Here is a 14,783-nt window from a genome sequence, read left to right as displayed (position 1 = left end):
AGGGCTCTACCGCCCCGCGACCGCCCGCCCACGCGCGTAGAGGAAGTAAACCGCCAGCCCGCCCAGGTTCCACAGCAGGAACCAAGCCTGAGTCTTGCTCGGCAGGCTGAAGAACAGATAGACGCACCCTAGCACGCCCGCGGCCGCCACCGGCACGCCCAGCGGCGCGCGGAAGCGGCGCTCGGCCTCGGGCGCGCGCCGCCGCTGCACGATCAGGCAGACGCACACCGCGATGAACGCGGCGAGCGTCCCCGCATTAGCAAGTGCGGCGATCTCGCCCAGCGGCAGCAGCCCGGCGATCACGCTCACAATCAGCGCCGTCACCGCCGTGATCCGTGCCGGCGTCCCCCGCGCCGAAACCTTGGCGAGCCCCTGCGGCAGCAGCCCGTCGCGCGCCATGGTGAAGAAGATGCGGCTCTGGCCATAAAGGAACGCCAGCAGCACCGTCGGCAACGCGATCACCGCGCTTGCTTCCAGGAATGTCGCCGCGCCGGGCTGGCCGACGCCACGCAGGATCAGCGCGAGCGGCTCGGCGCTCGGCGCGAACTTGGCGTAGCTCAACGCCCCCACCGCCGCGACCGCGACCAGCATGTAGATCGCGACACAGGCGAACATCGATCCGACGATGCCGATCGCCAGGTCGCGCCCGGGATTCTTGGTTTCCTCCGCGGCGGTCGAGATCGCGTCGAAGCCGTAAAAGGCGAAGAAGATGATCGCCGCCGCCGCCATCACCCCGCGCTCGGCGCCGCCCTGCACCGCCTTGGCGAAGCCGAACGGCATGAACGGCTCCAGATTGGTGCTATCGAAATACGGCAGCGCCACCGCGACGAATACCGCGAGCGCGACCAGCTTCACGATCACGAGCACCGCGTTGAGCGTCGCGCTCTCGCGCGTGCCGAGCATCAGCAGCCCCGCGACCACCGCGATGATGAAGATCGCCGGCAGGTTGACGATGCCCCCTGCCTCCGGCCCGTTCGCCAGCACCGCCGGAAAGCCGATCAGCCGTTCGAGCAAAGGCGCGGCATGGCCCGACCAGCCGACCGCCACCGTCGACACGACCAGCGAATACTCCAGAATAAGGCTCCAGCCGATCACCCAGGCGATGATCTCGCCCAGCACGACATAGCTGTATGTATAGGCGCTGCCCGAGGCGGGGATCATCGTTGCAAGCTCCGCATAGGCAAGCGCGGCGCAGGCACAGATCGCGCCGGCGATCACGAAGCTCAGGATCACCGCCGGCCCCGCGAGCCCGGCGCCGACCCCGATCAGCGTGAGAATGCCGGTACCGACGATCGCGCCGACGCCCAGCGCCACGAGATGCGGCCAGCCGAGCGTGCGCGCGAGCGCCTGGTGCTCCGCCCCTGCTTCGATCGATTTCTTGCGCAGCAACCCGGCCATTGGCACCCCCCTTTTCGCCGTCTATGGCGGCGCTCGATATGCCTGCTAAGCGCCACGCGCGGCGGGAACAAGCGTGTTGGGAGAGCAAGATGGACATCGCCCTTGATTTCGCGCTCGGCGAAACCGCCGACATGATCCGCGACACCACCCGCCGCTTCGCGCAGGAGCAGATCGCCCCGCTCGCCGCGCGGATCGATGCCGAGGACTGGTTCCCGCGCGATGAACTCTGGCCGGCAATGGGCGCGCTGGGGCTGCACGGCATCACCGTGGCCGAGGCCGATGGTGGGCTGGGCCTTGGCTATCTGGAGCATGTGATCGCGTGCGAGGAAGTGGCGCGCGCCTCGGCCTCGATCGGGCTGTCCTATGGCGCGCATTCCAATCTCTGCGTCAACCAGATCGCGCGCTGGGGCAATCCCGAGCAGAAAGCGAAGTATCTCCCCAAGCTGATCTCGGGCGAGCATGTCGGCAGCCTGGCGATGTCCGAAGCTGGGGCCGGCTCCGACGTGGTGAGCATGAAGCTGCGCGCCGAAAAGGTGCAGGGCGGCTATGTGCTCAACGGCACCAAATTCTGGATCACCAACGCGGCTTATGCCGATACCCTGGTGGTCTATGCCAAGACCGCGCCCGAGGGCGGCTCGCGGGGGATCACGACGTTCCTGATCGAGCGCGACATGCCCGGCTTCGCGATCGGCCAGAAGATCGACAAAATGGGGATGCGCGGCTCGCCCACCGCCGAGCTGGTGTTCACCGATTGCGAGGTGCCCGAGGAAAATGTGATGGGCCCCGAGAATGGCGGGGTCGGGGTGCTGATGTCGGGCCTGGATTACGAGCGCGCGGTGCTCGCCGGCATCCAGCTCGGCGTAATGCAGGCGTGCCTGGACGTGGTGCTGCCCTATGTGCGCGAGCGCCGCCAGTTCGGCCAGGCGATCGGCGCGTTCCAGCTGATGCAGGCCAAGGTGGCCGACATGTATGTCGCGCTCAGCTCGGCGCGCGCCTATGTCTATGCGGTCGCCAGGGCGTGCGACGCCGGCAAGACCACCCGCTTCGACGCGGCGGGCGCGATCCTGCTCGCGAGCGAAAATGCGGTGAAGGTCGCGCTGGAGGCCGTGCAGGCGCTGGGCGGCGCGGGCTATACCAAGGATTGGCCGGTCGAACGCTTCCTGCGCGATGCCAAGCTGCTCGACATCGGCGCCGGGACCAATGAGATTCGCCGGATGCTGATCGGGCGCGAGCTGATCGGGGCGTGAGCGCCCAATGGTCGCCCCGGCGAGCACCGGGACGACCCAACGGCCTTATCAAGGCTTAAGGCCAAAGCCCGCATATTGCTGGTCGATCATCGGCGAAAACTTCCGCGCGCGTTCCAGATCGGCCATGCCACCCGCCGCATCGCCCTGCCGCAAACGGGTCAAGCCGCGCCCGTAGAGCACCATCGGCTGATTGGGGTGCGATGCCAGCGCCGCATCATAATCGCGCCGCGCGCTGGCAAGGTCGCCTCGCTGCAGCGCCACCAGTGCCCGGCTATCGAGATAGGCCGCGCGCGGCGCCCGTGCGACGGCCTTGGCGCAATAGTCGCTCGCCTGATCGAGATCGAGATTGAGCGTCGCCAAATCCCAGCACGCATTGTTGAGCGTGCCGCTATCCTCCGGGTTCGCCGCCACCTTTTCCTTGATAAGCTGTCGAAGCAGTTCAGGCTCCCCACCCAGCGCCATGAAGCGCCCCTGTTGCCGCTTGATCTGATCGGCAAGCTTGGGATCGACTGCCGCCTGCGCTTTCAAATAGCCGTCGATAATCTGAGGCCGCCAACGAGCGTCACGGGCAAGCGGTGCCATCAACGCCAGCTCGAGCGGGAAGGCCGGCTCCTGCCGTAGCAGCGCGAGCATCGCCTCGCCCCTTGCATCTAGGGTCGGCGCGAGGCCCTGCAGCTGCAGGGCGTAATAGGCTCCCTCGGGCAGCCGGTTGCTCGCTTCATAGGCGGCTTTGGATTTTTCCGCCGCCGCCCGAGCTTCATCGGTGCGCCCCAACAAGGCGAGAATATAGGCCTTGCGGTGGAAGCGCAGCGCTTCATCGGGTTCCGCCTCCGGCTTGTCCAGCTCCGCGAGAACGACATTGAGATTGCCCTGCGCCTGCAGCACTGCCAACCGGCCCGCCGTCGCAGCCTGATTTTTGGGATCGCGCTGGAGCACGATCGTGAAGTCGTTCAGCGCACCGTCAAGACGGCCGACAATGATCCGAGCCTGGCCGCGGGCGATGTAGTATTCGTTTTTCTCTGGCTCGCGCAGCACCAGCCGATCGAACAGGATCAGCGCATCCTGCGCATTGCCCTGTTCAACGAGCAATTCCGCCTTGCTGTACTGTGCATGGAGATAATCTGGGCTGACAGCGATGGCGGCGTCATACGCGTCGCTGGCCTCCTCGATCCGGTCGGCGAATTGAAGCACCGCGCCGCGCATCGTCAGCCGTCGAGCGGTACGCTGTTCTGCCAGCTTGCCATCGATCAGCGCGAGCGCCTGATCGATCTTTAAGTCGGCCAGAAGGGCGTTGATCCGTACGGCGAGAGCATCTTCGGAGGCCTTGTCGATTACCCCGCCAGCCGCGACATCGCCGCGATCGGCACCCCCCTTGCCCGACGCGGTGGGGAGCTTAACGAACAACCGCTCGCGATACAGCTCGTCGGTCAGTAGATCCGCCGCCTTTGCCTCGTCGAACGAAACTTCGCTTCGCGCGGCGCGCGTGCTGGCGTTCATCTCAAACCGGCCGCCCTTGATTTCGGCGGTGCGGACATAGTGCACCCCGCCAATCGTGCGATCGAGCGACTTGCCTTCCACCGCATAACCATTGCCGCCATCGGGCAGCATGATGGTCTGGCGATAAGCCTCGAATCGCTGATTGACGAGCACGGGCGCGCGCCGCGCGCGTTCGGCGGGGCGTTCGGGCGCCAAGTTTACGCCGAGGCGGGCATTATCGGCCTCATAGCGGCGGTCGTCGTTCGGCGACCAATCGAGCTTGGCGGTACCGACGAAGCTTAGCGTGACCTCGCCACTCGCCTCGTCGGCTGCGGTTTCAACCCGATCGACCGTCAGGAAGTCATAGCGCTCGGTCCACAGCTTACGCAGATATTTGTCGCGCTCGGCGGCGTCGGCCAGGGCAAGCAGCGCGCGGGTTTGGCGGGCGGAATCGCCGCGCAGGGTCAGCCGGCCGGTCGCCTTGGCGGGTCGGGTCAACCCGGCGCGAGCGTCGAAATCAAGCGAGGTCTCGGCGAAGGGCTTGGCCGGCAGCGTCGCGGCGAGCGGCACAAGAGCGCCGCCCTGCGGCCCCAGTGGCAGCGCCCAGCCGAAATCGGGCACTTCCAGGCTTTCGAGCCCACCGTCGCCCTGTCGCGTGCCATCCAGCCAATAGCTTTTGCCGGCAATTTGCACGCGCACGATCACATGATTGAACCGCCCGGGCATCGGCAACGCATCTGGCAGGCCATCGCCTTGCTCGGTCGAAACGAGCGCCGGTTCCGCGGTGATCCCCAGCCCGCGCAGCAGGGCGAGCAGCAGCACCGTCTTGCCCTTGCAATCGCCCCATTTGGCCGTCCACACGGTATCGGCCGGCTCGGGCTTGTAAGCGCCGAGCCCATCGACCTGCGCAAGGTATCGAACCTGGCGTTGGACCAATTGCAGCGCGGCGGCTGCGCGCACGGCGGGATCAGTACTAGCGGCGGCGATCCGAGCGATTTCGGCCTGCAGCGGAGAGTCGGGCCCGATCCGGGCTGCTTCCTCATAGTGCGGCGCCATCAATGCACGGACCGCTGCCCAGTCAGCGAAATCGCTCAGATCGAGCCAGTAGATGTCGTTGAACCGGTCGGGAACGCCCGCAAGCGGCTCTTCCACCACCGGGTTGAGCGCATCGATCACATAGGCGGTACCCTCCGGCCCAGTTGTGCGCGTCACTTTCGGCCAAGCTTTACCCGCACGCAACCGTATCACTGTCCCCGGTGCGGCGCTGAAGCGATGATACAAGCGCTCAGGCCGCAGCCGGGGTTCGAGCCTGTTACGATCCTCAAAGTGACCGGCGAGCAACGGGTTGAGGCGATCGATCGAGTAGGCGAATTCCAGCTCATCACCCACACGCAAATCGGCAATGGGCATCACCGCCTGGCGCAACCCGCTCAACAAACGCTCCCGCTCCAACCGATCCTCGCGCCGCAGCACCTGGAAACGGCTGCCTCCAGCAAGCAGATCAATCATCTTGCCATCGCGGTGCAGGCGGGCGAAGTGCACCGTCGCTCCCCCCAGCGACGGCTGCCACTGAAGCCCAAGTGTGCTCAAGAACTGCAAACCCTCCGCCGCATTCACAGCGATCCGGCGGCGAAGATAGAAATGGGTGCCCTGGGCGTCATGCCGCACCTGCAAATCTTCCAAGCGAGAGCGTAGCGCGCCGTCATCGGACTTAGTCGCAGGTGGATCGATTGAGACCACCCAGCCGGGCACCGGCCCGAAGCGCAACTGCTCGCTACCAGCGAGGGTCTCAGGCGGCGAAGCAGTGGGCGTTTGCGCGGGAAGAGGCAGCGGCACCACCAAAAGCGCCGCCGACATCAAACCCGCCCCAATAGTATGACGCAAGGATAGTCCCCCGATAAGACTTGGAAAGCTTATCGGCGTTCGATTTACTTTGGAAGTTGCTTTGTTCGTTCCAGAATTCCGCTTCGGCGACAGTTCCCCTCCGCCGGGGGCTGGTGGAAGCCAGCTTACGACAGCGGCTTCCACCCGATTTGTTCACTTCTGGTCGCTGAAGCCGAAGTCATGCTTGTCGCGCACGATCGCGCCGCCCCATTCGGCGAGCAATTTTTGCGCGCTGCCCGGGCCGCCCGCCAGCTTGTCGACCTCGGCGAGCCAAGCCTTGTTCTCGGGCGTGGTAATGTAGTCGAGATCGCCCATCGACTTCATCGGGAAGATATATTCCCCGTCCCAATCGCCGGAGGCCATGCGGATGATGATCGGGCGAATACCGATCTTTTCGGCGGCGGGATCGAAATACTTGCTTTCGATCTCGCTGATCCGATCAAGCGAGCCCGGCTTGAACTTGACGAAATGCACCGCGACCGGCTTGCCCGGCTCGCGCTCCTGCGCGGCCGCCGGCAGCGCCAGCCCCATCAGCAACGTCGCGGAGATAACCTGCTTCAACATCGCCACCTCCCTTGGTTGACCGAGGCGAAAGCTGGCTCGCTTTCGTTACGGAGTCCACATGGTTCCCGATCAAGAATTCCCAACCCGCTTCCCACCGCGCGCCACGGCCGCTAGGCACGCCCGACAAGCCATGAGGAATAGGCCATGAGGAGTAGGCCATGAGGAGTAGGCCATGAGCGCGCCCGTGCTCGACACGCGCATTTCCCCCGAGAGCGAGACGTTCCAGGCCAATGCCAGGCACAACCGCGCGTTGGTCGAGCGGCTGCGCGCCGACGTGGCCCAAGCCGCGCTTGGTGGGCCGGAGCGTGCGCGGGCCAAACATACTGAACGCGGCAAGCTGCTCCCGCGCGAGCGGGTCGAACGACTGCTCGATCCCGGCTCCCCTCTTCTCGAAATCGGCCAGCTCGCCGCTTATGGTGTCTATGGCGAAGATATTCCCGGCGCCGGCATGATCGCCGGCATCGGCCGCGTCTCTGGCCGGCAAGTGATGATCCTGGCGAACGACGCGACGGTGAAGGGCGGCACTTATTACCCACTCACCGTTAAGAAGCATCTGCGCGCGCAAGAGATTGCCGAGGCGAACCGGCTCCCTTGCGTCTATCTGGTCGATTCAGGCGGCGCCAACCTGCCGCACCAGGCCGAGGTGTTTCCCGATCGCGACCATTTCGGCCGCATCTTCTTCAACCAGGCCAATATGAGCGCCAAGCGCATCCCGCAAATCGCCTGCGTGATGGGCAGCTGCACCGCCGGCGGCGCCTATGTGCCGGCGATGTCGGACGAGACGGTTATCGTGCGCGGCCAGGGGACGATCTTCCTTGCTGGCCCCCCGCTCGTGCAGGCAGCCACCGGCGAGGTGATTTCGGCCGAAGACCTGGGCGGCGGCGAGCTGCACGCGCGCCGCTCGGGCGTGGTCGATCATCTGGCGGAGAATGACGCCCACGCGCTGACGATCGTGCGCGATATCGTCAGCCATTTGGGCAAGGGCGCCGACCCCTTCGCAAACACCCGTCAGCCGCGACCCCCGCGCTTCGATCCGGAGGAGCTTTACGGCATCATCCCGCCCGATGTCCGCGCGCCCTATGATGTGCATGAGGTGATCGCGCGGCTGGTCGATGCATCCGAGTTTCACGAGTTCAAGGCGCTCTATGGATCGTCGTTGGTCTGCGGCTTCGCGCATATCTGGGGGATGCCGGTCGCGATTCTAGCCAACAATGGCGTGTTGTTCAGCGAGAGCGCGGTGAAGGGCGCGCATTTCATCGAACTCGCGCAGCAACGGCGCATCCCCCTGCTGTTCCTCCAGAATATCTCAGGCTTCATGGTCGGCGGCAGATACGAGGCCGAAGGCATCGCCAAGCACGGCGCCAAGCTGGTGACGGCGGTGGCGACCGCGACCGTGCCCAAGATCACCGTGCTGATCGGCGGCAGCTTTGGCGCGGGCAATTATGGGATGTGCGGGCGGGCCTATAGCCCCCGCTTCCTGTTCAGCTGGCCCAATGCGCGGATCAGCGTGATGGGCGGCGAGCAGGCGGCCTCGGTGTTGGCGACCGTCCACCGCGAGGCGGCGACGTGGTCAGCCGAGGACGCCGAAGCGTTCAAGGCGCCAATCCGCCAGAAGTACGAGGATGAGGGCAACCCCTGGTACGCGACCGCGCGGCTGTGGGACGATGGCATCATCGATCCGGCCCAGACGCGCGACGTGTTGGGCCTGGCGCTTGCCGCGACGCTGCAAGCGCCCTTGGAGGAGCGTGGCTTCGGGGTGTTTCGTATGTAGCTCAAACCCTCTCCGGGCTAGGCCCGGGAGGGATTTGGCCGGGGGCCATTGCGGGTTCTCGCCCTCCCCCCTATCGCGTCGCCCGCTGCGCTCAACGCGCGGGATTAGCGACGAGATATGCGATGATCGCTCGCCGCGTTGCGGGGTCTGGCACCGTCAGAAACATCTTGCTGCCCGGCGCCAGCTTTTGCGGCCCCTGCAACCACTGATCGAGCCGGGCCGGAGTCCATTGGCCGCCGAGCTTGCGTAACGCGGCCGAATAGTCATAGCCCGGCGCGGACGCCACCCGGCGCCCGACGATACCGCGATGCATCGGCCCGATGCGGTTGGCGTCCAGCGAATGGCAGCCACCGCATTTGGCCTGATACTCGGCCATGCCAGGCGGCGGTGCGTCGGTTTGAGCGTCGACGCGCGTGGGTGTCGCCACGGCAACCAACATTGCCGTGGCGGCCCAAGCGAGGCGGTTCACAACCATGAGGTCGACCGCGCCGCTCAAGCGAACAGAAACGCGGTCTTGGGCACGCTGCCGCCGGCGGCGTTGTTAAGCAACGCCCAGTGGACTGCCTCGTCGGTGCCCAATTGCGCGAAGAGATGCGCGATCTTTGGGTCGCGCAGCGCCGCGATCTGGCCGACATAGGCGTTGGTCGCGCCCTGCTCGAGACCCGCGGCGAACTTCACGACATCCGCTTCCGATTTGAGCGAAGCGATGTTCAGATCGCGGATGTAATCGGCGTTACTCTTGGGTTCGACCGGCTTGCCGCCAACCTGCGCGATCAGCTTGGCGAGCTCGTCGCGGTGGCCCTCATGATGGCCGAGGAACACGCTCGCGACCGCGATCGTGCCGGGGCTCAACAATCCGCTGCCCGCCGCGATCTTATAGGCCGCGATCCCTTCGTGCTCCAGCGCCAGCGCGCCTTGCATCACCGACACGTCGTTGGCGAGCGTTCCCGAGCGCCCGGCGATCCGGCGCCGCGAACAAGGCGGTGGGAAGCAACGCACTGCCGCCGGCGGCCGCGCCAGCCAGAGCCACCGCTTTCAGCATCGCTCGCCGATCGGTGCCATTCTCATCGTCGATCATCACTGTCTCCTGCGTCGTCCTGCCCTGGAGCTGGCGCGGCGTGCGCTCTCCCCGGCGCATGGCATGTAGCGGTGGCGGAACAGGGCCGAAATCGCCCGGACGCAGAGTGGGACGCTCGGCATCGCAATTGGAACGCTGCGATTAACCGGCCTCGGCTGGGTCGCTCGACTGACGGAAGCGGTTCGGCGTTTCGCCGAAACGTTCGGCGAAAGCGCGGGCGAACGAGGCCGCATTGGTGTAGCCGCAGGCATGGGCGATCTCTCCCACCGGACGGCTCGAACTGGCGAGCAGCGCCGCCGCGCGTTGCAGACGCCACTCGCTGAGATAGGCGATTGGCGTCGTGCCGATCAACGCCCGAAAGCGCGCGGCGAAACGGGTGCGCGACATCGCCGCTTCACGAGCGAGCGAGTCGATCGTCCAGGCCCGCTCGGGCTCGCGGTGGATCAGCGCGATCGCGCGCCCAACCCGTGGATCGGCGAAGCCCGCGATCATCCGCCGCACTTCGGGCGCCTCGTCCTCGGCCGAGCGCAACGCCTCTAGCAGCACGACCTCGGAAAGACGGCGCACCACGCCCACCGGCGCGTGCGGATCGTGGAAGATGGTGGTGGCGCACAGGTCCAGCACCGCGCTCAGCCAGCGGCGCCGTTCGCGATCGGCGGCGGTAATGATGATGCGATCGGGCATCGCGCGCAGCAGGGGATGATCTGCTCCGCGCGCGAAGGAGAAATGCCCACAAACGAGCTGGGTGCCCGCCTGCGGGTCACCGCCAGGCAGAACCAAATACCCGTCACCCTGATAATTGGCCTCGTACAGAAGCGCCTCGAGCGGCGGCGCGCTCTGATCGGGCGCGCTGGTGAGAATGTGCGAGAGCCCTCCTGGAACCAGCACGAAATCGCCGCGATTAAGCTGTACCGGCGCGGCCTCGCCCAGTTGCAGCCAGCAACTCCCCGCGAGAACGTAATGAAAGCGCGTCGCTCGCCCAAGCGGCGGCACGGTAACCCCCCAAGGGTGGCTGAAATCGGTTCGAAAATAGAGCGTGCCGCGAAGTTGCACCGTCTCGAAAATATCGCTGAGTATGTCCATTGCGCCTTTCCCGTTGGGCCGATACCGGGCGCTCTTTTGGCGGCCTGGGCCAAACCGATGCTCCCAAAGATTATGCCGATCGTCCTGAACAGCCAGTTGGGCGGGCCCAATGTGGGGCCTTAGTGCCGAGGGCGGCGCGCCCGCCCGAAAGTCTGGCACCGCCCACCGCGCCCCGGCCCGGGGTTGATCGGGTCGCGCGATGCGGCGCCCCATTGCCAGCGAGGACGGGCTATGCTTTGCCAACGCCAGCTGTTGCGCCGGAGCCTTGAATGATCCTCGCCCTTCTCCTCCAAACCACTCCCGTTGCGCCCCTCCCCAAAGGCACCGGCCTTCCGCCGCAGCCGCAAGGCGAGGAGACGCGGGTGATGCAGACCGTCAACGCGCTGTTCGCCGGCATCGCCGCGCGCGACGCCGCGAAGATCGCCGACACGCTCCGCCCTGAGGCAACCGCGACCGTCGCCAGCGAGAACCCCGATGGCAGCCGGCGCATCGTCCATTTCACCCGCGAGGCGCTGCTCGCGCGCTTCACGCCCGGGCCGGAGCGCTTCGAGGAACGGCTCTACGATCCCGCGATCGAGATCGACGGCGACCTGGCGTATGTATGGGGCCGCTACAACTTCTACATCGACGGCAAGCTTCATCATTGCGGCTATGATCTCTTCGATCTGGTGCGCGAGGGCGGCAGTTGGAAGGTGCAGAATCTCAGCTGGTCGAACCGTACCCAGTGCGAGGCTGGAAGCTAGGCGGCTGAAATCAGATGCACAGCGGCGCTTGAGCGGTTATCGCCCCTCGAATGATCGCCTCGCTCCTGATCGCCAATCGCGGCGAAATCGCCTGCCGCATCATCCGGACCGCCCGGGCGATGGGCATTCGCACCATCGCCGTCTATTCGGACGCCGACGCCAAGGCATTGCATGTGCGCCAAGCTGACGAGGCGTTGCATATCGGCCCTTCGCCAGCACGCGAGAGCTATTTGCGCGGCGACAAGATCATCGCGGCGGCACTGGCAACGGGGGCCGAGGCGATCCACCCCGGCTATGGCTTCCTGTCGGAGAACGCCGAGTTCGCCGAGGCCGTTGCGACCGCAGGGCTGATCTGGGTCGGTGCGACGCCGCACTCGATCCGCGCGATGGGGCTGAAGGACGCCGCCAAGAAGCTGATGGCGGACGCCGGCGTGCAGGTGACGCCCGGCTATCTCGGCGAAGACCAAAGCCTGGACCGGCTCCGCGCGGAAGCCGACGGGGTCGGCTACCCGGTGCTGATCAAGGCGGTCGCGGGCGGCGGCGGCAAGGGGATGCGCCGGGTGGACGCGGCCGCCGATTTCGCCGACGCCCTCGCCAGCTGCAAGCGCGAGGCGGCCTCCAGCTTCGGCGACGACCGGGTGCTGATCGAGAAATATATCCTCTCGCCGCGCCATATCGAAGTGCAGGTGTTCGGCGACATCCACGGCAACATCGTTCACCTGTTCGAACGCGACTGCTCGCTCCAGCGACGCCACCAGAAGGTGATCGAGGAAGCCCCCGCCCCTGGCATGTCCGAGGATACCCGCGCCGCCCTGTGCGCAACCGCGGTGCGCGCGGCGCGGGCGGTCGATTATGTCGGGGCTGGCACGATCGAGTTCATCGCCGACGCGAGCGAGGGCCTGCGCGCCGACCGCATCTGGTTCATGGAAATGAACACGCGGCTCCAGGTCGAGCATCCGGTGACCGAGGAGATTACCGGGGTTGATCTCGTCGAATGGCAGCTGCGCGTCGCGAGCGGCGAAACGCTGCCCAAGCGGCAGGAGGAGCTGAGTATCAATGGCTGGGCGATCGAAGCGCGGCTCTATGCGGAGGATCCGGCCAAGGGGTTCCTGCCGAGCGTGGGGCGACTCGAGTCCTGCAACCTACTCGCATCGCGCGTCGAGGCAGGCGTTACGGCAGGCGGCGCGGTGAGCCCCTTCTATGATCCCATGATAGCCAAGTTGGTGGAGCATGGCCGAACGCGCGCGGATGCTATAGGCCAGCTAGCCGCTGCCTGTGCAAGAGTTCAGATAGCGCCAGTTCGGACAAACGCTGAGTTTCTCGTACGGGCGCTTACCGCCCGGGAATTCCGTGATGGTAACGTCGATACTGGCTTGATCCAGCGTCGGATTGAGACGCTCACCGATCGCGAAGTTCCCGATGACCGATTAACGAGCGCCGGCGCAATCCTGCTGCTTGAGAACCCGTCCTCATCTACGTTTGTGCAGCCATATCTCGGCGGCAACGGGAACCGCAGTTGGATTGCTCTACCCGACGCTGTTTGGAACCCGATGTTCGGCTTTCGCGTGAATGCGCAGCAGAACCGGCGGGTGCGGCTGTCAGTGGACGGGGAGCCCCAAGTCATCGACTTGGACCACACCGGCATCGTTGCCCCTGAATATTATGATTTCGACGACGAAGCCGTGTGGGTCCGAGACGACCGCCACGTTGCTCAGCACCGATTTGCATTCGTCGGCTCCGAGCGCTTTACTACCGGCTCTGGGCAAAGTTCCGGTGCCCTCCTTGCTCCGATGCCCGGGCGCATCACGGCGGTCGAAGTCGCGCCTGGCGACAAGGTTACCAAGGGCCAGCGCCTCGTCACACTCGAAGCGATGAAGATGGAGCACGCGATCACCGCGCCGTTCGACGGGGTGGTGGCCGAACTCAACGCCGTGCCCGGCGCGCAGGTGCCGGTCGAGGCGCTGCTCGTACGGGTGGCGGCGAAGGAATAGCCTTCTCCCGCCTGCGGGAGAAGGATAGCAGAGCTTGGCGGCGCGAGCCGCCTAGCGGCGCTTGGATGAGGGGAAGCCGTCGCCCGCGCGGTCGCGCGACCACTTCCGCGGTCGCTTATACCCCTCACCCAGCGCCGACTAAGCCTTTGCTGCACAAAGATTAAGTCTACGCAACCCTCTCTCCTGCAAGCAGGGGCGAGGGAAATAGGGAAGCAAGAATGCCCGGCAAATATTTCGACGAATGGCAGCTCGGCGAGACCATCGAGCACCCCTTGCGCCGCACGGTAACGGAGACCGACAACCTCCTGTGGTCGACGATGACGCACAACCCCCAGCCGCTCCACCTCGACGCCGAAGCGGCAAAGGCGAGCGAGTTTGGCCGCATCCTCGTCAACGGCACCTTTACCTTCAGCCTGATGGTGGGGATCACCGTCGCCGAGACGACGATGGGCACGCTCGTCGCCAATCTCGGCTATGACAAGCTCGTGATGCCCGCCCCCGTCTTCATCGGCGACACGCTGCGCGCGACAAGCGAAGTCACCGATCTGCGCGAGAGCAAGTCCCGCCCCAATGCCGGGCTGGTCACATGGCGCCACCAAATGCTCAACCAGCGCGACGAGCGAGTGTGCGAATGTTTGCGCACCGCGTTGTTGTTGAAACGCATGAACTGAACTTTGGATCGGTGTGGTGGCCCGAGGGAACGCCAGCCTGGACACCACTTGGAAAGGAATGACCGTGCTGGCCCCGCGCAGCTTCTTCGCAGCGAACAGGACACAACCCGGCTGAGCCAACCCGAACGATCGACACTCGTGGGATCTCAGCGCGCCACTGCGTTAAGAACGGCCAAGGTTGGTTACGCCCTCGTCAGCTGGCCATCTCCGACGGCAGGTCCACGCTCTACTCGGATCGATCCGTTTCACGCATAGGCATAGGTACCGCCCTTGTTGAGCGCTGCCTGATAGGCCGGGCGAGCGTGGATCTTGTCGAGCCAGGCGATCGTCGCCGGACGGCTCGCGTCGAGCCCGGCGCGGCCACGCGCGGCCTCCAGCGGGAAGCTCATCATCACATCGGCGGCGGTGAAAGCGCCGCCCGCGAACCAAGGCCGGCTGGCGAGTTCGCCCTCGATATAATCAAGATGGCGGTCGATCATCGGCTGCACCCGCTTCTGCGCCGATTTGCCGAACAGCGGCACGCGACCGAGCACCAGTTTCAGCAACAGCGGCGGCATCACCGAGCCCTCGGCATAATGCAGGAAATAACGATAGCGCAGCGCGTCGCCACGATGCGCTGGCGCGCCCAGCCGGCCATCGGCCTTTTCGGTGAGATATTCGATGATCGCCCCCGTCTCGGCGACGACGCAGCCCTCGTCCTCAATCACCGGCGACTTGCCCAGAGGATGCACCGCCGCCAGCGTTGGCGGTGCAAGCATCGTCTTGCTATCGCGCTGATAGAAGCGGATCTCGTAAGGCAATTCGAGTTCCTCGAGCAGCCAAAGCACCCGCTGCGAGCGCGAATTATTGAGGTGATGGACGGTGATCATGATACCCC

At 65.5% G+C, this 14,783-nt stretch carries 12 protein-coding genes and 1 pseudogene; 5 read left to right on the top strand and 8 right to left on the bottom strand.

What is annotated here, in order from left to right; all coding sequences use genetic code 11:
- Positions 1-6: 6 nt before the first annotated feature.
- Complete coding sequence (locus K2X73_RS12820; RefSeq protein ID WP_294111419.1) at positions 7-1,398, bottom strand: amino acid permease; 1,392 nt, start codon at positions 1,396-1,398, stop codon at positions 7-9.
- 89 nt (positions 1,399-1,487) lie between these two features.
- Between K2X73_RS12820 and K2X73_RS12815 the strand changes: the two genes are divergently transcribed.
- Positions 1,488-2,645: an isovaleryl-CoA dehydrogenase gene (locus K2X73_RS12815; RefSeq protein ID WP_294111418.1), complete on the top strand. Its 1,158-nt coding sequence runs from the start codon at positions 1,488-1,490 to the stop codon at positions 2,643-2,645.
- Positions 2,646-2,693: 48 nt separating this feature from the next.
- On the opposite strand, the gene K2X73_RS12810 is transcribed toward K2X73_RS12815, so the two are convergent.
- The 3 genes and pseudogenes from K2X73_RS12810 to K2X73_RS12800 form a co-directional block, all read right to left on the bottom strand.
- The gene (locus K2X73_RS12810; RefSeq protein ID WP_294111417.1) at positions 2,694-5,333 is read right to left on the bottom strand and encodes a tetratricopeptide repeat protein; all 2,640 of its coding nucleotides are present in this window, start codon (positions 5,331-5,333) and stop codon (positions 2,694-2,696) included.
- A gap of 75 nt (positions 5,334-5,408) precedes the next feature.
- Positions 5,409-5,978: pseudogene (locus K2X73_RS15505) on the bottom strand (DUF3857 domain-containing protein); the annotation flags it as partial.
- A 180-nt stretch (positions 5,979-6,158) separates the two neighbouring features.
- Positions 6,159-6,569, bottom strand: a complete 411-nt coding sequence (locus tag K2X73_RS12800) for a hypothetical protein (protein ID WP_294111415.1) — start codon at positions 6,567-6,569, stop codon at positions 6,159-6,161.
- Between the two features lie 172 nt (positions 6,570-6,741).
- Here K2X73_RS12800 and K2X73_RS12795 point away from each other — a divergent pair, with 172 nt between their 5' ends.
- Positions 6,742-8,340, top strand: a complete 1,599-nt coding sequence (locus tag K2X73_RS12795) for a carboxyl transferase domain-containing protein (protein WP_294111414.1) — start codon at positions 6,742-6,744, stop codon at positions 8,338-8,340.
- A 91-nt stretch (positions 8,341-8,431) separates the two neighbouring features.
- Here K2X73_RS12795 and K2X73_RS12790 read toward each other — a convergent pair whose 3' ends face one another.
- The 3 genes from K2X73_RS12790 to K2X73_RS12780 form a co-directional block, all read right to left on the bottom strand.
- Positions 8,432-8,836: a cytochrome c family protein gene (locus K2X73_RS12790; RefSeq protein WP_294111413.1), complete on the bottom strand. Its 405-nt coding sequence runs from the start codon at positions 8,834-8,836 to the stop codon at positions 8,432-8,434.
- Complete coding sequence (locus K2X73_RS12785; protein ID WP_294111412.1) at positions 8,833-9,339, bottom strand: ferritin-like domain-containing protein; 507 nt, start codon at positions 9,337-9,339, stop codon at positions 8,833-8,835. Before K2X73_RS12785 ends, K2X73_RS12790 begins: the two co-directional genes overlap by 4 nt.
- Before the next feature lie 220 nt (positions 9,340-9,559).
- Positions 9,560-10,501: a cupin domain-containing protein gene (locus K2X73_RS12780; RefSeq protein WP_294111411.1), complete on the bottom strand. Its 942-nt coding sequence runs from the start codon at positions 10,499-10,501 to the stop codon at positions 9,560-9,562.
- Positions 10,502-10,770: 269 nt separating this feature from the next.
- Here K2X73_RS12780 and K2X73_RS12775 point away from each other — a divergent pair, with 269 nt between their 5' ends.
- The 3 genes from K2X73_RS12775 to K2X73_RS12765 all read left to right on the top strand — a co-directional run bounded on the left by K2X73_RS12775 (position 10,771) and on the right by K2X73_RS12765 (position 13,906).
- Entirely contained in the window at positions 10,771-11,244 is a 474-nt protein-coding gene (locus K2X73_RS12775; protein WP_294111410.1) for a nuclear transport factor 2 family protein, read from the top strand.
- Positions 11,245-11,294: 50 nt separating this feature from the next.
- Positions 11,295-13,235 (top strand): biotin carboxylase N-terminal domain-containing protein, encoded by a 1,941-nt coding sequence (locus K2X73_RS12770; RefSeq protein ID WP_294111409.1) that lies wholly within the window; start codon positions 11,295-11,297, stop codon positions 13,233-13,235.
- A 218-nt stretch (positions 13,236-13,453) separates the two neighbouring features.
- On the top strand, positions 13,454-13,906 hold the full coding sequence (locus K2X73_RS12765; protein WP_294111408.1) for a MaoC family dehydratase: 453 nt from the start codon (positions 13,454-13,456) through the stop codon (positions 13,904-13,906).
- A 245-nt stretch (positions 13,907-14,151) separates the two neighbouring features.
- Here the strand turns inward: K2X73_RS12765 and K2X73_RS12760 are convergent, their stop codons facing one another.
- On the bottom strand, positions 14,152-14,775 hold the full coding sequence (locus tag K2X73_RS12760) for a glutathione S-transferase (protein WP_294111406.1): 624 nt from the start codon (positions 14,773-14,775) through the stop codon (positions 14,152-14,154).
- Between the last annotated feature and the right edge of the window lie 8 nt (positions 14,776-14,783).

It is taken from the genome of Sphingomonas sp., assembly GCF_019746665.1.
GTDB lineage: Bacteria > Pseudomonadota > Alphaproteobacteria > Sphingomonadales > Sphingomonadaceae > Sphingomonas.
This window is presented reverse-complemented; position numbering and strand designations above follow the sequence as displayed.